Below are 20,004 nucleotides of genomic sequence, written 5' to 3'. Positions count from 1 at the left end.
CTGGCGATATCAGCCCGTCACCGCCCCAACGCCGCCTCATACATGAAGTAATGACACCGCTCCATCCCCAGTCCCGCGTAGGTCCGCTGCGCGCGCTCGTTCTCCAGCTCCACGTAAAGCCTGAGACCCACCGCACCCGCGCCTTCGGCCATCGCCTTCACGTGCCGGTATAACCCGGCAAACACCCCGTTCCGGCGAGCCTCGGCGATCACGTAAACGCTCTGCACCCACCAGAAATCGCCGCAGCGCCAGTCGCTCCACTCGTACGTGACGAGCAGGCAGCCCACGGCCACGCCGTTCAGTTCGGCAACAAGATAGAAGCCCCGCCGCGGCTCATCGAACACCGCGCGCACGCCTCGTCCGATCACCTCCGGATCGAGCCGCTTTTCCTCCGTCTCCCACGCCATGGCGATATTCCAGCCGGCGATCGCGTCGGCGTCTTCGGGACCCGCGCGGCGAATGTCCAGGCTCATGTGTCTTATCCGTTGGAGGGCCGTCGCTTGCGCGACGCACCGAGTTTGCGTGTGAGGGTATTGCGGCCGACACCGAGCGCCGCCGCGGCATGCTGCCGATGTCCGTCGTTGGCGACCAGCGCTACCTGTAACAGCGTTTTGTCCAGGGCGTCGCGGGCACGCGCGTGGACGTCCACCTCGCCTTGCGCGAGCGCGTCCTGCGCCCAGAGGCGCAGCGCATCCGTCCATTCCGCGCTGCGCGTTTCGCGTGCCGGCAGGTTGCCGAGATCGCCCGCGAGGATTTCCAGCCCGGGTGCCACGACCGCCAGTCGGCGGCACAGATTTTCCAGTTCGCGGACGTTACCGGGATAGTCGCGTTGCTCGACGAGTTTCATGGCCCCACGCGAGAAGCGCTTCGGCGGCACGCCGAGTTCGGCCGCCGCCCTGGCGAGGAAATGGCGCGCGAGCAGCGGTATATCGCCGCGACGCTGACGCAAGGAAGGCAGTTCGATACGAACCACGTCGAGGCGATGTTTCAGATCCGCGCGGAACAGGCCCTGCGTCACCCGCGCATCCAGATCCTGATGCGTCGCCGCCACGATGCGCACGTTGCTGCGAATGGATTCACGCCCGCCCACGCGGTAGAACTCACCACCCGCCAGTACGCGCAGCAACCGCGTCTGCAGACCGATCGGCATGTCGCCGATTTCGTCGAGGAAGAGCGTGCCGCCTTCCGCCTGCTCGAAGCGTCCGGCGTGGCGGCGCGTGGCACCGGTAAAGGCACCCGCTTCGTGGCCGAACATCTCGCTTTCCAGCAGTTCCGAAGGAATGGCCGCGGTGTTCAGCGCGACATAGGGCTTGCCGTTTCGCGCACTCTCTTCATGCAGCGCACGGGCTACCAGTTCCTTGCCCGTGCCGGTCTCGCCGGTGATCAACACATTGAGGTCGCTGGCCGCGACACGACCGATCAGGCGAAACACCTCGCGCATCGCCATGCTCTCGCCAAGCAGGGCGTGCTCGTCGGTGCGCGGCGGCGGTGGGACGACTTCTTCATGCGCGGCGGCGAGCGTGCGCTCGACCGCTTCCACCGCCTGATCGAGATCGAACGGCTTGGCCAGATAGTCGGCCGCTCCGGCGCGATACGCCGCCGCCGTCGTCGCCACGTCGGTATACGCACTCATGACGATCACCGGGCCGATGTTCCGGCGCGTGAGGTCTTCGAGCAGGCGCAAGCCGTTCTCGCCCGGCATGCGCACATCGGTCACCAGCAAGGCGGGACGACTCTCGTGCAGCGCCGCACGTACCGCCTCGCCCGCGCTGAACTCGCGCACCGTATGACCCGCGTCGCGCAGGGCTTCCGCCAGGACGAAACGCACGCCGCGATCGTCGTCGGCGATCCAGATCTCAGTCATGGTGCCGCTCCATCGGAAGGTACAGGGAGAACACGGTCTCGCCGGGTCGGCTCGTGTAGCGCAGGTCGCCGCCGTGTTCGAGCGCGATTTCGCGCGACAGCGCCAGGCCGAGACCCGTGCCGTCGGCGCGCCCGGAGACCAGCGGCTGGAACAGGGAGTCGCGTAAGTCGTCGGCCACGCCCGGACCATCGTCCATCACGTCCAGCCGCAGCGCCGCACGCACCGTGCGCTCGCCCAGACGCGCACCGTGTTCGACACGCGTGCGCAGGATGACCGTCGACGCGCCCGCTTCGCTGGCGTTGCGGGTGAGATTGAGCAGGACCTGGAGCAGACGATCCGGGTCGCCGACGCTGTCCGGCAGGCTGGGATCGAAGTCGTGGCGGACGCGCGGGGCATCGACCTCCGCCACGACGAGGCCTTCCAGCCGTTCGAGCAGTTCGTGGACGTTGACCGGGCCGAGGCGCGCGGCACCACCGTGGCGCAGCAGGCCGTCGGCCAGTGCGGCGAGACGATCGGCCTCGGAGATCACCATCTGCGCCAGCTGACGGAGGTCGTGGTCGACGACGCGGCGTTCGAGAAGCTGGGCGGCGCCGCGCAATCCGGCCAGCGGGTTCTTCACCTCGTGGGCGAAACCGCGCAGGGTGGCCGAGAGCGGCGTGCCGGCGTTAGTCGACAGGTCGGGCGCCAGCGGGTGCACTTCGATCAGGACGCGACCGTCGTCGAGGGGCTGGAGGATCAGATCGGCGGTGACTTCGCGGCCCCGGGCCACGCCAAAGGTGACGGCACGGAGGTTGTAGGCGCGCCGTTCCAGGGCGGCGCGGTCGATCTGACCAGCCAGCGCGGGCTCGCGCATCAGGGCGGTCAGATGCTGGCCGATGGCGGTCCGGGGGCCGACTTCGAGGAATTCGCCGAGCGCGGGGTTGATCCATGCCACGCGGCCGTCGATGGAAACGACCGCCAGGCCGGTGCCCAGGAGGGTTAAGAGGTCTGCCTGATCGGGTGCATGCATTGCACCAATGTAGGGAGCGGCGGGCGTTGGTGCAATGGGATAAATTCCGGGGGCCGACCGGACGGAATGGCATAGCTTGAACACAACGCATGTACTTTGCTTAATGAAAGGACCCGAACGGCATTGGTATGGCCCTGCGACGCAGGCTTCCGCGATACATCCGACTTATTCCTAGCGGATTTGACGGATTTGGCTGAAGCCCTTTAGCAAAGTGTGTACAAAGGTGCGGACACGAGTATGAAGCATCAGTCTCACACTACTTCAGCGCGGTCAAACTATTGAGAACGGCGTCAAACATGGTACTCAACTGCGCCTCCTCCTTCTCGTCGTCCGCGAAGAACGCTTTATCGATTGCGAGAGCCGAGAAGCCGCGCATCATCGACCAGCAGGCGATGGTGGGCGCCAACGAAAGGTCGCCCACCAACTCTTTCGTTGCGGTGCCGCGGACCGCCTGATCGAGCACCCTGAACGCACGCAATCCCGCGTCGTACAGCTCCTAATATTCAAGATAAAAGGCAGATGTCTTCCACATCAGCCGGAACATAGTCGGCCGCCGTTACGCGAACTGCAGGTATGCATGGGCGACTGCCACGATGGTCTGTTTGCGGTTACCGCTCTGGACGGATTCCAACTCGACCGCGAAGTCACGGAAACCAACTGCGGCCACGGCCGAAAGCAACCCGGCGCCACCAATGGCACGGTGACGAGCTACGACAGATCGGACTGCAGCACAGGCGTTGCAAGTCGACCCGTATCGCTCGGACCCGCACGCTCGAGCGAAATGATCCGACTTGCCGACGCAATAGTTTCCCGACGATGGGCTATCACGATACGGGTCATCTTCATGCCACTGACCCTAGAGTTGATCTCTCGTTCCCGCTCCGCGTCTAGATGGCTCGTCGCTTCATCGAGCAGAAGGATTCGCGGCCGGCGATAGATTGCACGGGCGAAGATAAGTCGCTGGCGCTGTCCGCCAGATAGCGCGGACCCCATATCGCCAACCAGTGACTCGTAGCCCATCGCCGTGCCCATGATGTCATCGTGAAGACAGGCTGCCTGCGCAGCATCGACGATATCTTCCATGCGCGCATCTTCGTCGAAGAACGAAATATTGTCTGCGATAGAACCGGCGAATAGCGAGTCGTCCTGCATGACCGATCCGATGACCGCACGATATCGCTCCAGTCCAAAATGACGGATGTTCACGCCGTCGAGGTCAATGCTCCCCTCCGTTGGTTCGAGCAAACCGAGAAGAAGCTTTCCCAGCGTCGTTTTCCCGCACCCACTCGGCCCGATGATCGCGACAGACTCGCCTGCTTCGATAGTGAGATCGAGATTTCTCAGCACCCACGGCTCGCCGTCGGCGTAGCGGTAGCCAAGGCCCCTGATCTCAATACGCCCGTCAACTGCCCGCTGAGGTCCAACGGCATGCGATCTGCCCCCTTCCGGTGCCGTATCGGCGATATCGGTAATACGATCAAGATGGAGTCTGAGAATCCGCAAATCCACCAATTTATCAACTAACCCGCCGAGCTTCGAGGACACCTGATCGACGTAAGCAAGGACAGCAACGAGCATGCCCGACGTCAGCCCCCCTTGAATGGCTAGGTAAGCCGCTAACCCGATGATAGCTATACGCTGAGCACTGAAGATTGCAACACTAAGCGCAGAAAACGCCTGAGTCATTCTCTGGATCTGCATGCTGCGTTCAGCGGCTGCTATGACGGAAGTACCCAGCCGCGTACGGCGAACACCTTGCTTGTTAGCAAGCTTGATCGCCTGAATGCCCCGGATGGACTCCAGGAGTTCCGTTTGCTGTGCTGCGTCGAAGACGAGCTGTTCCTCGTTAAGCGCCCACAACCGTCGATAGAATGCGGCGCGTAACGCACTGTATGCCAGAAGACCGACGAGAACGCAGCAAGTGAGCTTCGCGCTGTAGAGGAAGAGAACGAGTATGACGGCGGAACTGATCGCTCCATCGAGTACTGCCTCAGCGAAGCTTCCGGTCAAGGTGGCCTGCACCGCGTGCAGCGAGGTAAACCGGGAGACAACGTCGCCGACGTGACGCTTTTCAAAAAAATCCATCGGAAGTTTCAGCAGATGGGCAAACAGATTGGAAACCCACTGCACGTTAAGTGTTGCGCCTATCCAGGTAAGAAGCCATGCGCGTGCGAATGACAGACCAGCCTGTATGGCGACAATGAGCAGAAATGCCGCGACGACCAACGGAATAAGCGCGCTATCTCTGGCTGGGATAATGTGATCGACGGCCACCTGTGCCTGGAACGGCAGAAGTAGCGCCATGGTTTCGATACCCACAGCCAGCGCAAGCACTTGACCCATTGAACGCTTGAGTCCGGTGATACTTCCCGTTAATTGGCGCAGGGAAATCCGCGAGACCTGGGGCTGACTGACGAAGGCCACGCCTGGAAAGACTTCCATGATAACGCCGGTGAAAGCCTCACTGACCTGCGGCCAGGTGAGCCTCAGGGTTCCCTTCGCGGGGTCGTGAATTTCCGCCCAGCGCGAGGTCACACGGCCAAGAACGACAAAGTGATTCATTTCCCAATGCAGAATGCACGGAGTTCTTGCTTGCCGCAGATATGCAAGATCTGCCTTCAACGCTCTCGCCTCGAATCCAAGCTCCTGAGCCATGCTCCGTAGTACTGAAAAAGTCACGCCCTTGAGCGAACCGCTGAAGCGACGGCGGAGCGTCGCAAGGCTTGTATTCGCACCATGATAATTCGACAGCATCGCCAGGCACGCGACGCCACACTCGGCGGCCTCACCCTGAATGACTGTATGCAGCCGGCGGCGGGTAAAGAATGCGACCGAACTCAATTCGCCACTCCCACCCGCTTCTCATTGAGCGGATCGAGCGAGATCCCGCTTGAACGGCCATACAACGGATCGAGAAGCCACTCGAAGAGTCGTCGCCGCTCAACCGAAACGTCAGCATCCAGCTCCATACCTGCTCGTAACCCGAACTGATCAACCTGAGGGCTGTGCTCGGCGAGTGCCACCGTAATCCTGTATCGTGCCCCCTCCACATCTTTCCCAAGCAATTCCTTCACGCGAGCGGCGTCCGTCGCACTACCCGCAATCGTATTCACGACGCCATGAATACTGCCTTCGATACCCGAGCGTGCAGCGGTGTATCGCATCGTTACAGCCTGTCCTACTTTTAGACGAGGCATCGATGTGCCCGGAAGCCATAATTCGCCGACCAGCGCATCGTCTGCCGGTGCGATTGACGCCACCGCCTGACCTGCGGCGACGGACTCGCCCGAATGCGCAGGCAAGCTTGACACCACACCATCGAACGGCGACCGGAGAACAACGCGATGAATTGCCGCGTTTTCTGTCATCGATCGCGATATATCTGCGAGCGAGCGGGCAATCTCGCTCAGTGAAGTGGCCAGGGAGGCCTTGACGGCATCGACTTTCCCGCCTAGTTCGGCGACCTGCTGCCTGAGTTCGATGGCTTGGCCGCGCAACTGCTTCACGGCTAGCTGATTCTGCAGAACACTGTCTTTTTGCTGAAGAACCTGAAGGTGGGTAACAACACCCTTCCGGCTCGCCAAGATCCATTGATCTAGGATGTCCTGGGCGCTTTTAGCGCGCTGCTCCTGCAGAGAGATCTGACTAGCCAGCTCCGACTGGCGATCGACCAGAGCGGCTATCTGCAACGACAATACCGTCTCCTGCTGCTTCGCAGCCGAACGCTGATTTTTCTCGTCATTTTGAAGCTGACGCTGTTTCGCGATCAGGTCCCCTGCTATGGCAACACGGGCACTACCGCCATCACCGATGTCCTGATCGGACGAAATCACCAAGATCTCTCCACCCCGCGCCACTCGCTCACCTTCCGCGACGCTGACACGCTCTATCGTTCCGGCGGACGGCGGAACGATGGTTGCCAACCCGCGGCTCGGCACGAGCGCGCCGATAGCGTGCTCCCGCTGAGTGTATGAGCCAAAAAAAAGCAGGGCGATCACCAGCGCGACAATGAGCGTTGCAGCCAGCGCTGCACCCATGCCGAAACGCGGTGGCCGAATGACGGTCGCGCCGATCCAGTGCGACTGCCGGGCTGCAACCACTTCGTTGCGAAACAGTACTTGACGAAACCCTGAATCATCCACGGCTAATCCTTGCGTAGCATGCGTTCCGACTCGCGATCAGAATGCGAAAAGTGCCGGGTCGGCCCGATGCTGTCAAGCGCCGTCGCCACATATGCGCGGATTCGCATTTCTCGCACTTGGTCAACGCAGACGTTGACAAGTGAACGGAGCTGCACTAGAAAATATGGGCCTACATGCACCTCGCCTTTATTCACGGTTCGTCAGCGCAACACTGATCGGACCACAGCCAGGGCTTTATCGAACATGGAAAAGTTTCGATCTGACTTCGACGCGTATGTGAAGATCGTATACGTCGCGCCACGTCCATCCGTAAATAAGAGTCGCTCCGGCTAGCCATCCCTGCGCGCGGGCGCGTTCACGCGCCAACAGGGTGCAAAGGGGATTCACTTAGTCACGCGAAATGGACGGCCATATTGCGCCGCCGGGATGCGTGCGTCAGAAATCGAGGTACCTGGCCAAAGGCTGGGCGCCTTGTTCCGTTGCCACGTCGGTTCTACGTGGCTATCTGGCCATCCATGGCCATCCTTCAAGGAGTTGAATTGTGAAATTCGAAGACATCAAGAGCAATGCACTGAATGCCGCCAAGGATCAAGATGGCCATGCCGTCGAAATCTCCACGGAAGAGATGGACCTCGTCGGTGGCGGTGCCGCCATGCTTCCGCCGACCGACAGCCGCTTCGTAAATGCGACCTGGACGATGTCTTTCTAAGGGAGCCTGTATCCCGTGGCGCGCAGGCAACACACCTGCGCGCCTTCCTCGCAAACACAAGGCAGTCATTGACGATGGAAAAGATCGATATTCTCGAGGTCATTCTGAAGGTAACCGAGGTGTGCAACATCAACTGCACCTACTGCTACTACTTCAACGGATCGAACAATGACTTCGAGGACAAGCCTGGCTACATATCGGCCACCACCGTCGACGAGGTCGCTCTTTTCCTTCAGAGGTCGATTGCGGACAACCGGATCGACCGGCTACAAATCGATCTCCATGGCGGAGAACCCATGATGCTGAAGAAGCCGCGCTTTCGCGCGATGCTTCAGACCTTCAGGCGCGCTCTCGATCCTGTCGTCGATTTACGTATCGCTTTACAGACAAATGGAATGCTCATCGATGACGAATGGATCTCCATCTTTGAAGAACACAAGGTATCGGCTTCGATCAGCCTTGATGGAGTGAAAGAAGTCAACGATCTCTACCGCGTCGATCATCGCGGCCGAGGTACGTATGATCGGGCCGTCCGCGGACTTGACATGCTGAAGGATGCCGCATGCTCGCGCAGGGTCTTTTCACCCGGGGTCATATCGGTGATCAGCCCGGAATCCGATGGTGCACGTGTATACGATCACTTCGTGAACGATCTTGGTATCGACCGACTCCATCTGCTGCTTCCTGATTATAGCCATGACAATTTCGATCCCACGCTGCTTCCTGGCTTTGAAGCTTTCGTTTCAGGCGCATTGGAACGATGGCTCGCGTCCGACATGGAGCGCATACGAATTCGTATGTTCGATTTTGCCTGGGTCGCCTTGACGCGGAATGCCGGGGACGACGACGTCAAGTACGGGGCCCTGACCATCCGCTCCGATGGAATGCTCAATCCACCCGACGACTTACGTAATGCCATTCCCCATGCGTTCGACGACGGCTTCCCATCTATAACTACTTCGCTATCCGAGTTCCTCGACAGCCCCACCATGACCAGCATCAAGCGAGACCTGTCGATGTCCCCACCGGCATGCGATGGCTGCGGCTTCCTTCGCGTGTGCAAGGGCGGAACGACGTTCAATCAACCAGAGCATCAGCACAGCAGGGCGAACGGCTTTGTCGAACGAAGCGTCTACTGCTCCGTGTATCAGATCATTTTTATGCGCCTCATCGAAACGCTCGTGTCGCGCGGCTACCCGTGGCGACGTATCGAGGCGACACTCACTGGCGGGTCGACGACCAAGATCGTCCCTGAAGTGCTGGAGATGGCATGAATTCACTTCCCACTAAGGAAATCGATCTCCCGCGCCACGATGATGAGCCCGGCCCCATCTCTCTGGTGTTTCCGGGAACGGACGTTATCGACGAACGCGCTGTGTTGCGAAATTCGGGCGTAGTCGCAGCCAGGGATTCCATCTGGGCGCCTGGCTATCTCGGGCACGCATATTTTCCCCGCAGCGACTGGAAACCACTCAGTCCATCCGAGCGCAGCCGATTAATCAGGCGCAGCTCGACCTCACTGGCGCACGAAGTTATGGTCATCGATATGCGCGGAGGTCGTTTCGAGTCATTGGCAAAGAAGGTGGCCTTCCACGGGCATGCTGCCGCGATGCGCGAGGATGTTCAGGCCGATTTCTCCGAGGTCCTCGCTGCCCATGTCTGCATAGTCGGGCACTACCACTACGTGGGCTCAGAAATCACATTCGATTCCGCCCCGACGCTGACTTGGGAAGATGACGGGAGGAGAACTGGGCTTCATGTCGACTCGTGGTCTAGCCTACCGATCAAAGATCGGGTGACCTCCCCCAACCGCCTTTGCCTCAATCTGGGACAGGGTGATAGGTATCTCCTTTTCATCAACCGAGGTATCGACGAGGTAAGGAACGCCCTGGACGAGGCAGACCGACTCGACCGGCCCAACAGCGAGAACGTCACGACCCTCACCGCGAGTTTTCTTTCGTATATGCCCGATACACCGGTCTATGCGATTCGCATCCGTCCTGGCGAGGCTTATGTAGCGCCGACAGAGTACGTCATTCACGACGGATTCGTCCCAGGAAGGCTACCCAACGCTACCATCTCGGTCATGGGCTACATTTCTCCCACTGGCAGGCCTTAAAGAGGATTACCGTGTCGAATCGATTCTTCGCAGTGGCGCTGGCGGTGCTCATATCGGGGCGGGCATCGGCATCGCCCTTCCCGGCAACCGATGTGGCCGTGACACCGCCTGTAAGCCACACGACATTTCGCCCCGCTGGCGTGCGCCCCGACGTTTCTGTCGCGGGATTTGAAACTGTTGGCGGGACACCGACCCGCTACTACGTGTTGGGCAAGAGCAATGTGACATCGCCTCGCCTGGTGGTGTTTGTACCGGGTTCCGGCTGCGACGGAGCGTTTACGGCAGGCACCGACGGGCGCGCAAAAGCGGGACCCGAAGCTTTCGCCCTCAAGTACGCCGATCAGGCAACAGTGGTCGCCCTCGAGCCGCCGGGTGTGCCTCGCCAGTTCGCGGCGCCCGTCCATGGCCTGAGCGAAGGATGCCCGGCCACCTTTCTTCAACAAAGCGATTTTTCACATTTGATCGCTAGCTATAAAACCGCTGTGGACGATGTGATCGCCTCAGCGAATCGCCCGATTGATGCCATTATGTTCGTAGGGGTGTCCGACGGTGCTGTGACAGCAGCGGCGCTCGCGGGCGAGTATCAACAAACAAGCCATATCGTGCTCGTGTCCGGGTTTGGCAGCGATCAGGTCACTGGCCAGATGGATGACTTGGTCGGCTCCGTACTTAATGCGCCGAAGGATGCGGCCGCGCGCGCGGCCGTTGCCACCTACGCCAGCCGCCTGATCTCGATCAGAGCCCGGCCATCCGAAACCGCTATCTGGCAAGGTCAGTCTGAAACACACTGGGCGTCGACATTCGGAAAAGCCTCCTCTGCGGAGGTCGCCGGACTGGCGCCACGCGTTAAGACGCTGCTGGTGCAAGGGGGAGCCGACACCAGTTGGCCGGTGGCCAACTTCCGCCGCGGCCTTGCCGAACTACTCGTAGCGGGTCGAAGCGCTTGGATCCAGTACATCCCTTGCGCGGACCACAACCTGATTTGTCCGAACGACGGCGGCGCACCAAAAAACCTGGCCGGCGTCGTCGACGCTGCCATGCAGTGGTTCGTCAAGGGTGAGCCGTCGGCGTCGTGGGATCGGCTGCCTCCATCAAGATGATCCGTGGGACCTAGAGGCCCATCCCTTTCGGCACAGGGGTGTTGGTCGAGCAACACACTATCTTGAGGCACAGGGTGCCTGCGACCACCGCACCATCCGGGAACAGCGACATGCGCATTGGATTCACCGCCGCCTACCTTCTTGCGCTTACCTCAGCCATCCCATGGGCCGCTTCAGCACAGCTCGCTCCGGAAACCTTGCGATCGATCGACACCATCGTCGGCAAGGCACTCGAGGACAAATCCGTACCCAGCGTGCCCCTCGCGATCGTGAAGGACGGCCATCTTGCCGACGCCAAGGCCTATGGCATCGCACGCCTCGACCGAGCGGTGCCCGCGACGCCCGACATGCGATACAAAATCGGGTCCAACACCAAGCAGTTCGTTGCCGCCGCCATGCTTCTGCTCGTGCAGGACGGGAAGGTTTCGCTGGACGACAAGGTCGCACGCTTCCTTCCGGACCTCACGCGAGCGGGAGACGTCAGCATGAGACAGCTGCTTTCGTACACGGCTGGTTTGTCGACTACTACCCACTCGACTACCCGCCGCCGTACATGGCGAAGGCAACGACCGTGAACGCCATCCTGGCCGACTGGCGGGAGACGCCCGCTCAGCTTCGAGCCGGGCACGCGGTGGTCATACAGCAACACCGGCTATGCCATTGCGGGACGCATTATCGAGATCGCCAGCGGCATATCTTTCGACGCGTTTGTCCGCAGTCCGATAACCGACAAGCTCGATATGAAATCCGTCGTCGATACGGGCTCGACGCCATGGGATCCGAACGATCCACAGGGGTGCGAGGTTGCCGCCCTTGGACCGCCCCTTCCAGCGCACGCCGAGGGGAAGAACTGGATATGGGCAGCCGGGAATCCGGGCATGACGGCCAGCGACCTTGCCCGCTGGGACATCGGGCTTCCGCTCCCAGAACACCGTTTCCCGAATGAGGGCATTGCTATCGTCGTCCTGACGAACGGGACGGAGGGTACGAACGAGAAGGTCACAAACGAGATCGAAGCGCTTCTCTTCCCTCCGGCTGCGGATCCAGCGGCGCCGGCTGCGCTCATGAGCATACAAACGCTTTTCGCGCAGCTTCAGGCGGGTCGCCTCGCTCGAAGCGTAATGACCGAGGCTTTGGACGCCTACTTCAGCGAGCAGCTAGTGTCCGACTTTGCATCATCGCTTAGACCGTTAGGCACGACGGTTACGGTGACGCAAACGCGCACCGATCTGCCGACGTTGCAGCTGTGAGAATCCGTCCAGTCGACTGCAGCGCACCCCCACGAACACCATAGTCGGTGCTTCAAGCCGCTCTCTGTGCCGCTTGGATCGCCGCAAGTAATTGACCTTGCGACGAAAAGCGCAAGATCGAACTACGGTGTTTCCGGCGGACTGACTATACTGTTTTGGCCAGACGGAATCCGCAAGGCCAATCCCCAATGAACATGTCGCTCAACGACGAACAACTCCTGCGACGCATCGACGAAGTTCTGCACTACCGCTGGGACCCACTCGGCGTCTCCGATAGTCCCGAGGCCAGAGACGAATACGAAAGCTACGTCCCCCGGACCTTCCAGCTACTCAAAGCCACCACCGATGGCAGCGATGTTGCCGACTACCTGCACTGGTTGAATACCGAACAGATGGGCGTAGGCGGCAACCGAAAGCACGATGCGGAAATCGTCGATTTGCTTCTGCGTTGGCGCGACCAGCTGTCGGACTAGCGTTACACCGGTGGCAGCGACGCAAGCCCGTGCCGTCGCCGCTGCCACCGCTTTTTCTCCGACGCCTTACTTCGACGGCAGCTGCTTTGCCATCTCGAGGTGATGCTGGAGCGTTGGGAGGGTCTTCGTCGCGAAGGATCGGATCGCCCCGACCTGCCCAGTTGAAGGTGCCGCGGAACTCGTCGGCAGCATCCGAGCGGGTGTTGAACTCGACCATCACCCCGCCCGGCGCGCGCAGGAAGGAGCGCGATCCGCGATCGTTGTGTACATGGTGGGGACGATGACTTGTATAGATGGCGCCACGACAGCCGCGCTCGGTCGCAACAGTCAATAGACCGAAATCAGGAGACGGCCTCACCGAAGCACGGTTTCAGCGAGGCCTCTTACTACTGAACCGTGCTATCCGTCGGCATGGGCACAGGCTGTGCCGACACCCAGAAACATAATCCTGACCCGGTACTATCGTGGTGTGGCGTCGTGACTCACACCTCCGGAAGGCGTCTTCATCCCAAAGGCGAGGCGCAGCCATGCGAACCTTCGCACGCAACCTTCGTACAGGACGAAGGATGCGCCCATGCTTAAGACCACGATGGCGACGTACTTTGTCCAGGGCATCCACTCGTACTGAACGACGTAATACCCAACGCCGACGATGACCGTCTGATGCAGGATGTAAATAGGATAACTGGCCTCCCTCGCCCAGATGAGCAGCGGATTGGCAAAAGAAAGGTAACGATAGCCATAGCCAAGGAAAACCATGACCCATAACCACGTAAAGATATTAGCTCCGAGGTGATCGGCGATCGAATCATGACTGATGACTCCGGTATTGAAGCCGGAGATAAGCAGGACGAACACCGCCATCCCCATAACTAGTGACCACCGCCGAAACCGACATAGCCACTTCCACATATCCGGCGTCGAGGCCATCAAGTATCCGTAGGTAGTCAGTAGCAGGTAGTGATTGAAGATGTACCAGTCACCGACTAGGTTATGTGTTTCCGGAAACAGTGGTTTCAGGAGGTGCTCGTTGATGCCGAGGGGCACCCCCAGGAGGAAAAGCCACGTTCCTGGTGCTATATGTCGCGCCGTCCGCTTCCACCAGAGCATCAACGGAAGCAGCAACAGGATGTAGACGTAGAGATAAAGGATGAACCAGAGGTGGTGCCAGCTCAGATTCCACTGTCCCTGAAGCCGCCATTCGTAGTAGACCTGCGGCGGCAAGACAAGGGACGCGCCCGCTATGAGGGGCAGGACCAGCTTCTTTGTCCGCTCCCGCAGGAATTGCTCCGTGGTGCGTCGTCTGAGTGCAAACCACATGCCGGCGCCGGCGATGACGAACAGAAGTGGCATGCGCAGCCGGTGAGTGATGTCCATAGGCCATTGCAGGGAGGGAATAGTCTCGTCGTTGACGATGTGCCAGCCCCAGCCGACAAAAATCATTCCCGCATGAAAGAAGAACAACACGGAGATGGCGATGACACGCAGCCAGTCCAGGAAGTCGTATCGGTCGCGCAAATCGTCGGTAGCAACCATGGCTCGCGTCTCCTGTCTCGATGATGAGAAGGAGCCTGACCGACGGATCGCTGGCTGGCAGCAGATGAGGGGCGGATAGCGACGGTGGCGGGGTGAGGTGGGGTTACCGGCCCATGAGTGCGAAGAAGGCTTCGCGATATCGCCGGCTGAGCCGGAGAGCACGACCGTTGCGAAGATGAATCTCGTAGTCACCCTTGAAGAGCGGCGAGAGCGATCCGATCGCCCCAAGATTCACCGCTGTCGACCTGTGGATGCGCACGAATCGCGTTTCGCCCAATTGCGACAACAGGTCCTGCAGCGTCCTGCGCAGCAAGTAGGTGCGCGTCGTGGTTTGTACACGGACGTAGTTATCGTCGGCCTCGAGCCACTCGACGGATGTAGCATCGACCAGCTGAAGTCGTTCACCATCCGGCACAAGCAGACGCTCGCACGGGGCCCGTGCCCGTCCGATCGCCACGGCTGTTGAGCCGGACTCGCGGGAGTGCAGTCGCTCGCGGACACGCTGCACGGTGCGCGCCAGGCGGCCCCTATCGTAAGGCTTGAGCAGGTAGTCGATGGCGTTAAGATCATAGGCCCTCACGGCATGCTCGTCGAAGGCCGTGACAAAGACGATCAGCGGCGCGCTCGCGAGCTCGAGCTGCGCGGCCACTTCGAGCCCCGACAGCGTTGGCATCTGAACATCCAGAAAGGCCACATCGGGGCGGAGCTGCTCGATACACCGCGCCGCAGATAGCCCATCCTCCGCCGATCCGACAACGGTCATGTCCGGTTGCTCCGCCAGCCAGCGTTCGAGCTTCTCGCGGGCGGGTGCTTCGTCATCGGCGACCAAGGCGCGAATCACGGCATGACCCCCGCCAGCGGTATCGCGATGCGCGCGGCAACGCAATCGCCCTCGTTGCGGATAACCAGGGACGCAGCAGCGCCATATATGATGCTCAGCCGCTCCCGGCAGTTGCGCAGCCCCACCCCGTCCTTCTGATCCTCCGCGAGGAGGGTGCCCGAGTTGCTTACGACGATTTGCAGCAGGCTGCCTGCGCGCCGGGCACCAACTTCGATATGGACGGGCGTCGTCGTGCGCTCGACGCCGTGCTTGAAAGCGTTCTCAAGCAGAGGTTGGAGCAACAGTGCGGGCACAGCGACACTTAGAATCGTATCGTCGGTCTGCCAGCTGAGTGTCACGCGGTGACGGAACCGCTCGCGCATGATCTCCGCGTAAAGCGCTAGCGTGCGGAGCTCCTCGGTGAGCAGCGTCATCTCATTCCCGTGAGTCCTCAGACTTATGCGAAGCAGGTCGCCGAGCGTCGTGACCAGCTGGTCCGCCCTTGCCACGTCGGTGTGCATCAGCGCGGAGACAGTGTTGAGTGCGTTGAACAGGAAGTGCGGTCGCAGCTGGCCTTGAAGTTGTGCGAGCTGTGCTTCGGCCAGCGCCCTCTGGGTTTGCAGCAAGCGGTGCCGTTGGACCCGCCATTGCGCATAGGAGTCGACGCCAAAGAGCACGCCTAACCAAAGACCCGTGAAGATCGTCAGCTTGACGCTTTCATACACCACAACGAAGCCCCAGCCGGGATGCTGGTAGCTAAGACCCATCATGGCGTAGACGCCCGTTCGTATCGCGTAAGCCATCGCGATCCACGTGACGACAACCACTGGGAGCCATCGCAGGTAAGCACCAAACCATCGGAGGGGCTTCGCTAAATACGGGGCATAGCGCCCGCGCACGCGAATCGCGAGCAACATCCAATTCGTCGCGATCAGCGCCGAGCTCCCCTCCCAAAGGACGGGTTCCCACCAGTGGGTCGCTGGATTCCGGAGCGCATCCTGGAGGGAGGCGCTGATCATGAGCAGCCAGAAGGCCGCCCAGAACGCGGCGAAGGTTTTCGCGGGGAATGTCGTGCCGTTCGTCATGGGTGAGAGTGTAGCCATCCCCGGGGGGCGGGGTGTCGACTATGGGGTGAGCGGGACGCCGCCTGCACGGCACGGGACACGACGCCTTCTCCGCTACCGTTGGGACCCACTCGGCGTCCCGTCCATGCAACCTCAATCACCAGGCGCTCGTATCTGCATTCTTCGTGCATCCAACGGCGGAACGTCGACTCTAGCCCGCGCCGTCGGTAGCAAATGGCAAGGACCCGTCACCCATCTCGACCGTCCTGCCATCTTCCGGGCAGATCACAGGAACTTGGCCGCCATGCCGGAGGCAGCCAGCGGCGCGACCGTTTGTCTGCATAGCGGCTGCATCGCCGTGATGGATCGCGCACATCGCCGCTGCTACTGCTGTCTCTCCCGATTCGGAGACATCATGGACATCGCCGCCCACCTTATGAGCCCGGAGCCGCTTGGCTGGCTCGCCTCCCTGATACTGCTCGGGACGATCGGGCGACAAATCTGGCGACAGGCGCACGCGCCCACCGTCGAGGGCGTTTCGAAATGGCTTTTCATCGGGCAGATGGCGGCTTCGCTGCTTTATCTCGTCTACAGCGTTCTCGTGAAGAACCCGGTGTTCATCGCGAGTAACGCTGCCTTGCTGATCGCCGGCATCACCGGTCAGATCATTTACCTCAAACGAAAGCACAGGGACGAAGCCGCCAGGGAGTGACTAAGCTTTACTTCGACGGCAGCTGCTTTGCCATCTCGAGGTGATGCTGGAGCGTCGGGAGGGTCTTCGTCGCGAAGGCCTTCAGTTCGGGGTCTTTGCCGGTGCTGGACTCCGTCGTGAACAGCTTGATGACTTTTTCGTGGTCCGCGACCATTTTCGTTTTGAACGCCGCGTCGAAAGCCGCGCCGTCCTTCTTACCGATCGATGCGGCAGCGGTTGCGTCCGCGGGCATTGGCGCCGTCGATACAGGAATGGACTTGGCCGCGGCGATGGTCTTGAGTTCGTCGCCCGCCTTTGTATGGTCGTCGACCATCGTCTGGCCGAACGTCTTGACGTCGCTGGACGCGCCCTTCTCCGCCCCGAGCTTTCCGAGGGTGACTTCAGCAAGCCCTGCCGCGCTGGCCTTCTTCACGAAGGCCGCATCCGGCGCTGTCGACGCTGCCGTGTCGGCAGGGGGTTGGGCGAACGCGGCCGCGCCGAATGAGATTGAAACAGCGGCAGCAAGAATGAGGACGCGCGAACGGGACTGGCTCATGATGAAACTCCGTCGGAAGGTGCATACGGTTTGGCACCTATGGCATGAAGCACCCGTGCACGAACGGTCGTGGCCTGTGACGCAGACGCTCGACGAATAGCCACTCACACAAAGTGAGCCGGCGCAACCGTACCTTTACCTACCGTATTTCATCCATGTCCATGGCGCCGTCACGCGCGTCGTCCCGGTTGAACACATGGCATGGCGGACACTCGGTACTCAGTCAGCCAGCACACAGGTGCAAGCCAATGTTCAGTCACAACAAGCGACTTCAGTACACCGTTCGCGTTTCGGAATCCAATCCTGCACTTGCAAATCTGCTTCTCGAGCAGTTTGGCGGACCGCAGGGTGAGTTAGCCGCCGCTATGCGGTACTTCACGCAGGCTCTGGCTGAAGAAGATATGGGCCGCAAAGATATGTTGCTCGATATCGCCACCGAGGAACTGAGCCATCTCGAGGTGATTGGTTCGCTCGTCGCCATGCTCAACCGGGGCGCGAAAGGCAGGCTGGCAGAAGCGGTCGAATCGGAAGCCGAGCTTTTCCGCTCCCTGCAAGGCGCTGGCAATGACAGCCATGTCACCCAGGTGCTGTTCGGCGGCGGCCCCGCGCTGATCAACTCCGCTGGTGTGCCGTTTTCGGGTGCTTATGTCGACTCCATCGGTGAGCCGACCGCCGACCTGCGATCGAACATCGCTGCGGAAGCGAGGGCCAAGATCGTCTATGAGCGCCTTATCAACGTGACCGAAGACGTCGGCGTCAAGGATGCACTGACTTTTCTCATGACCCGCGAAATCGCGCATCAGAAATCGTTCGAAAAGGCGCTCTACTCCATGGACAAGAGCTTCCCGCCGGGTAAGTTGCCGGGCGATCCGCGCTTTACCAGCCTGTACGTCAACACGTCTACGGGTGAAGGCGACGCGGCGGGTCCCTGGAACCGCGGTGAGCAGTGGGAAGTGATGACGCCGGATGACACGAACATTCCCGTCGATGGTGGCAATGGGAAGGCGTCGGTCGACCTGTCGAGTGACGAGGAATCAGTGGTCGGGCTCTTTGCCACTCGCGGGGCGTCGGATCCATCGCGGGATCCAGTGACGGGTGCCGATCTGGGCGTCCTTCAGCAGGAACCGAAAAAGTAAGCGCGCGTTCCTCACGTTTGCTTTAAGCGACAGCGCGAAAAAAAGGTGCCCGCGATATCGCGGGCACCTTTTCTACATGAGCTGTCCGATATCGACCGGAGAGCCGTCACTCGATGACGTAGTGGATGGGCTTGAACCGGAAGTTGTTCGACATGCCCGCCGAACATGCGGTCAGTCCGATGATGAGATCCATGTGCGCTCTAAAGCGCGTCTTATCGCCTGGTTTACTCAACGGCGGCTCGACAGTAAGCGTACCTGTCTCGCCGTTGACGGGAACATTCATGAAGACATTGAAGGCCGTCGGAATCTGATCTCCGACAATGCCGTGTGGCTCAAGTGCCGCGCGCAGATTGCCGAAGCAGCCACGATGAGGCTCGGTGTGTCCGTAAAGCTTCCGGAACATCTCCGCCGAGCATGGCGCAAGCAAGAAATCGTGACGCCCCACGTCGTCCTCGGTGATTTCCAGCATCACCGAGCTGCGGTTTGAATAGAGAAGATCGCCGGTGGACAGGTAGATCTTGCTCGCATAATCGAGCGTCCGACCCGATGACAGGACCTCGGCCTTATCCGCCAGGGCAAAGGCGATCAGATCCGCCACCTGCTCACCTTCGGGATCGATGACGGTCAGCGTCTGCCCGGCTTGCAACACGAAGGCGACACCGCTCTGTGGTTCGATCACCGTCGTCATTGCTTGCTCCCCACTGGCTTAAACGGGCACTCCCATGGCCCCTCGATGTGGCGGCCGCTGTATTGCAGGGCCTCGGAGCTCTCGCCATGGACAGCGAGCATGGGGTTTGCGGTGCCATTCAGTTCCACGTCTCGCTCGATGATGGCTTCGCGTAGCCTGTCGTAGCGTCCCTGCTGGCGCAGGAATTCAAATTGAGCGTGCAGATTGAACACCATGGCCGGATGCGCCAGGCGCCGCGCCGCACGACTGGCGCCCGGGTGAAGACCGATCACGTAGAAACTCTTGCCGCCGACGCTCATGGAAAACTTCTCGGAGGTGGGATCGGCACTGACCGTCTCGTCCCACGCGAAGCGCTTGCTGTCGACCTCATGAATACCCTGAAGGCGCGCGAACAAGTGCGTCTCGAAGGCTTCTTCGTCGAGCGACGGCGTCCGGGGGAAATGCACCACCAGGCTATGAAACACGTGCTCGGGCTTGCGACGCGTGGCAAAGTCCTCGATCGCTGCGGCGATGGCCGCATCGTCTTTGCCGCAGCGCAGGTCGGTCGCCTCGAAGTGAGTGACCTGATCGCGGGCATGTGCCGTTTTTGCGGCAAGACACGGGAACTGCTGGCTGGAAAGGTGCGCTGCGAATACTGAAGTTACTGATGAGACCGACATGAGTGCGCCCGCTTCTGTAAGGCTCTCATGGTCAGGCTGTGCCCGTGAAATGGCGGGCGGCTCGTCGTGAGCGCATCGCGATCAATGTGGTCGCACGCTTTCATCAGGGGCACGCGCTGTTCACATGGGCCGATGCTCTGAGCCGCGCCCGCGTTGCCTCCTCGCGCCCCGGGCAGCATGCACTTCTC

At 60.6% G+C, this 20,004-nt stretch carries 19 protein-coding genes and 1 pseudogene; 8 read left to right on the top strand and 12 right to left on the bottom strand.

Features of this window, described 5'->3' with window-relative positions; translation table 11 throughout:
• Window positions 1-17: 17 nt before the first annotated feature.
• The 6 genes from FA87_RS00510 to FA87_RS00485 form a co-directional block, all read right to left on the bottom strand.
• Complete coding sequence (locus tag FA87_RS00510) at window positions 18-473, bottom strand: GNAT family N-acetyltransferase (RefSeq protein WP_036116682.1); 456 nt, start codon at window positions 471-473, stop codon at window positions 18-20.
• Window positions 474-478: 5 nt separating this feature from the next.
• Window positions 479-1,864 carry a nitrogen regulation protein NR(I) gene (gene ntrC / locus FA87_RS00505; RefSeq protein ID WP_043691639.1) on the bottom strand — a complete coding sequence of 462 codons (1,386 nt, stop codon included), beginning with the start codon at window positions 1,862-1,864 and terminating at the stop codon, window positions 479-481.
• Window positions 1,857-2,873 (bottom strand): ATP-binding protein, encoded by a 1,017-nt coding sequence (locus FA87_RS00500; protein ID WP_052191060.1) that lies wholly within the window; start codon window positions 2,871-2,873, stop codon window positions 1,857-1,859. Before FA87_RS00500 ends, ntrC begins: the two co-directional genes overlap by 8 nt.
• 256 nt (window positions 2,874-3,129) lie before the next feature.
• The gene (locus FA87_RS00495; RefSeq protein ID WP_043691638.1) at window positions 3,130-3,351 is read right to left on the bottom strand and encodes a hypothetical protein; all 222 of its coding nucleotides are present in this window, start codon (window positions 3,349-3,351) and stop codon (window positions 3,130-3,132) included.
• Window positions 3,352-3,581: 230 nt separating this feature from the next.
• Complete coding sequence (locus tag FA87_RS00490) at window positions 3,582-5,714, bottom strand: peptidase domain-containing ABC transporter (protein WP_081996415.1); 2,133 nt, start codon at window positions 5,712-5,714, stop codon at window positions 3,582-3,584.
• Window positions 5,711-7,015: an HlyD family efflux transporter periplasmic adaptor subunit gene (locus tag FA87_RS00485; RefSeq protein ID WP_043691636.1), complete on the bottom strand. Its 1,305-nt coding sequence runs from the start codon at window positions 7,013-7,015 to the stop codon at window positions 5,711-5,713. The genes FA87_RS00490 and FA87_RS00485 overlap by 4 nt, the downstream gene beginning before the upstream one ends.
• A gap of 541 nt (window positions 7,016-7,556) precedes the next feature.
• Between FA87_RS00485 and FA87_RS20905 the strand changes: the two genes are divergently transcribed.
• The 6 genes and pseudogenes from FA87_RS20905 (at window position 7,557) to FA87_RS20585 (ending at window position 12,666) form a co-directional block, all read left to right on the top strand.
• Window positions 7,557-7,724, top strand: coding sequence for a hypothetical protein (locus FA87_RS20905; RefSeq protein WP_197062346.1), 168 nt, complete (start codon window positions 7,557-7,559; stop codon window positions 7,722-7,724).
• 74 nt (window positions 7,725-7,798) lie between these two features.
• Window positions 7,799-8,998, top strand: a complete 1,200-nt coding sequence (locus FA87_RS00480) for a radical SAM protein (protein ID WP_052191058.1) — start codon at window positions 7,799-7,801, stop codon at window positions 8,996-8,998.
• A complete protein-coding gene (locus FA87_RS19595; RefSeq protein WP_156128468.1) occupies window positions 8,995-9,843 on the top strand; it encodes a hypothetical protein in 849 nt (282 codons plus the stop codon). The genes FA87_RS00480 and FA87_RS19595 overlap by 4 nt, the downstream gene beginning before the upstream one ends.
• Window positions 9,844-9,854: 11 nt before the next feature.
• Window positions 9,855-10,943, top strand: coding sequence for an alpha/beta hydrolase (locus tag FA87_RS00470; protein WP_156128467.1), 1,089 nt, complete (start codon window positions 9,855-9,857; stop codon window positions 10,941-10,943).
• A 110-nt stretch (window positions 10,944-11,053) separates the two neighbouring features.
• Window positions 11,054-12,193, top strand: a pseudogene (locus tag FA87_RS21045) (serine hydrolase domain-containing protein).
• A 188-nt stretch (window positions 12,194-12,381) separates the two neighbouring features.
• Window positions 12,382-12,666: a hypothetical protein gene (locus tag FA87_RS20585; protein ID WP_043691632.1), complete on the top strand. Its 285-nt coding sequence runs from the start codon at window positions 12,382-12,384 to the stop codon at window positions 12,664-12,666.
• Window positions 12,667-13,125: 459 nt separating this feature from the next.
• Here FA87_RS20585 and FA87_RS00455 read toward each other — a convergent pair whose 3' ends face one another.
• The 3 genes from FA87_RS00455 to FA87_RS00445 form a co-directional block, all read right to left on the bottom strand.
• Window positions 13,126-14,202 (bottom strand): acyltransferase family protein, encoded by a 1,077-nt coding sequence (locus FA87_RS00455; RefSeq protein ID WP_043691630.1) that lies wholly within the window; start codon window positions 14,200-14,202, stop codon window positions 13,126-13,128.
• Window positions 14,203-14,305: 103 nt separating this feature from the next.
• Complete coding sequence (locus FA87_RS00450; RefSeq protein WP_156128466.1) at window positions 14,306-15,043, bottom strand: LytTR family DNA-binding domain-containing protein; 738 nt, start codon at window positions 15,041-15,043, stop codon at window positions 14,306-14,308.
• The gene (locus tag FA87_RS00445) at window positions 15,040-16,107 is read right to left on the bottom strand and encodes a histidine kinase (RefSeq protein ID WP_043691628.1); all 1,068 of its coding nucleotides are present in this window, start codon (window positions 16,105-16,107) and stop codon (window positions 15,040-15,042) included. The genes FA87_RS00450 and FA87_RS00445 overlap by 4 nt, the downstream gene beginning before the upstream one ends.
• Window positions 16,108-16,390: 283 nt before the next feature.
• On the opposite strand from FA87_RS00445, the gene FA87_RS00440 reads away from it, so the two are divergent.
• Window positions 16,391-16,798 (top strand): hypothetical protein, encoded by a 408-nt coding sequence (locus FA87_RS00440; RefSeq protein WP_239708929.1) that lies wholly within the window; start codon window positions 16,391-16,393, stop codon window positions 16,796-16,798.
• Between the two features lie 7 nt (window positions 16,799-16,805).
• Here the strand turns inward: FA87_RS00440 and FA87_RS00435 are convergent, their stop codons facing one another.
• Window positions 16,806-17,333, bottom strand: coding sequence for a DUF4142 domain-containing protein (locus FA87_RS00435; RefSeq protein ID WP_043691625.1), 528 nt, complete (start codon window positions 17,331-17,333; stop codon window positions 16,806-16,808).
• A gap of 248 nt (window positions 17,334-17,581) precedes the next feature.
• On the opposite strand from FA87_RS00435, the gene FA87_RS00430 reads away from it, so the two are divergent.
• Window positions 17,582-18,469 carry a manganese catalase family protein gene (locus FA87_RS00430; protein ID WP_036116702.1) on the top strand — a complete coding sequence of 296 codons (888 nt, stop codon included), beginning with the start codon at window positions 17,582-17,584 and terminating at the stop codon, window positions 18,467-18,469.
• 106 nt (window positions 18,470-18,575) lie between these two features.
• On the opposite strand, the gene FA87_RS00425 is transcribed toward FA87_RS00430, so the two are convergent.
• Together FA87_RS00425 and gntA are read right to left on the bottom strand one after the other, a co-directional pair.
• The gene (locus tag FA87_RS00425; protein ID WP_043691622.1) at window positions 18,576-19,157 is read right to left on the bottom strand and encodes an urea carboxylase-associated family protein; all 582 of its coding nucleotides are present in this window, start codon (window positions 19,155-19,157) and stop codon (window positions 18,576-18,578) included.
• Complete coding sequence (gene gntA, locus FA87_RS00420) at window positions 19,154-19,867, bottom strand: guanitoxin biosynthesis heme-dependent pre-guanitoxin N-hydroxylase GntA (RefSeq protein WP_275041279.1); 714 nt, start codon at window positions 19,865-19,867, stop codon at window positions 19,154-19,156. The genes FA87_RS00425 and gntA overlap by 4 nt, the downstream gene beginning before the upstream one ends.
• Window positions 19,868-20,004: the final 137 nt, after the last annotated feature.

The sequence above is a fragment of the Luteibacter sp. 9133 genome, from assembly GCF_000800155.1.
Classification (GTDB): domain Bacteria; phylum Pseudomonadota; class Gammaproteobacteria; order Xanthomonadales; family Rhodanobacteraceae; genus Luteibacter; species Luteibacter mycovicinus.
This window is presented reverse-complemented; position numbering and strand designations above follow the sequence as displayed.

Bases quoted from the DNA above. Each gene is read 5' to 3' on its own strand.
- FA87_RS00480 (WP_052191058.1), top strand. From the start codon at position 7,799: ATGGAAAAGATCGATATTCTCGAGGTCATTCTGAAGGTAACCGAGGTG.
- FA87_RS19595 (WP_156128468.1), top strand. From the start codon at position 8,995: ATGAATTCACTTCCCACTAAGGAAATCGATCTCCCGCGCCACGATGAT.
- ntrC (WP_043691639.1), bottom strand. From the start codon at position 1,864: ATGACTGAGATCTGGATCGCCGACGACGATCGCGGCGTGCGTTTCGTC.
- FA87_RS00445 (WP_043691628.1), bottom strand. From the start codon at position 16,107: ATGACGAACGGCACGACATTCCCCGCGAAAACCTTCGCCGCGTTCTGG.
- FA87_RS00500 (WP_052191060.1), bottom strand. From the start codon at position 2,873: ATGCATGCACCCGATCAGGCAGACCTCTTAACCCTCCTGGGCACCGGC.
- FA87_RS00510 (WP_036116682.1), bottom strand. From the start codon at position 473: ATGAGCCTGGACATTCGCCGCGCGGGTCCCGAAGACGCCGACGCGATC.
- FA87_RS20585 (WP_043691632.1), top strand. From the start codon at position 12,382: ATGAACATGTCGCTCAACGACGAACAACTCCTGCGACGCATCGACGAA.
- FA87_RS00425 (WP_043691622.1), bottom strand. From the start codon at position 19,157: ATGACGACGGTGATCGAACCACAGAGCGGTGTCGCCTTCGTGTTGCAA.
- FA87_RS00455 (WP_043691630.1), bottom strand. From the start codon at position 14,202: ATGGTTGCTACCGACGATTTGCGCGACCGATACGACTTCCTGGACTGG.
- FA87_RS00435 (WP_043691625.1), bottom strand. From the start codon at position 17,333: ATGAGCCAGTCCCGTTCGCGCGTCCTCATTCTTGCTGCCGCTGTTTCA.
- FA87_RS00440 (WP_239708929.1), top strand. From the start codon at position 16,391: ATGCCGGAGGCAGCCAGCGGCGCGACCGTTTGTCTGCATAGCGGCTGC.
- FA87_RS00430 (WP_036116702.1), top strand. From the start codon at position 17,582: ATGTTCAGTCACAACAAGCGACTTCAGTACACCGTTCGCGTTTCGGAA.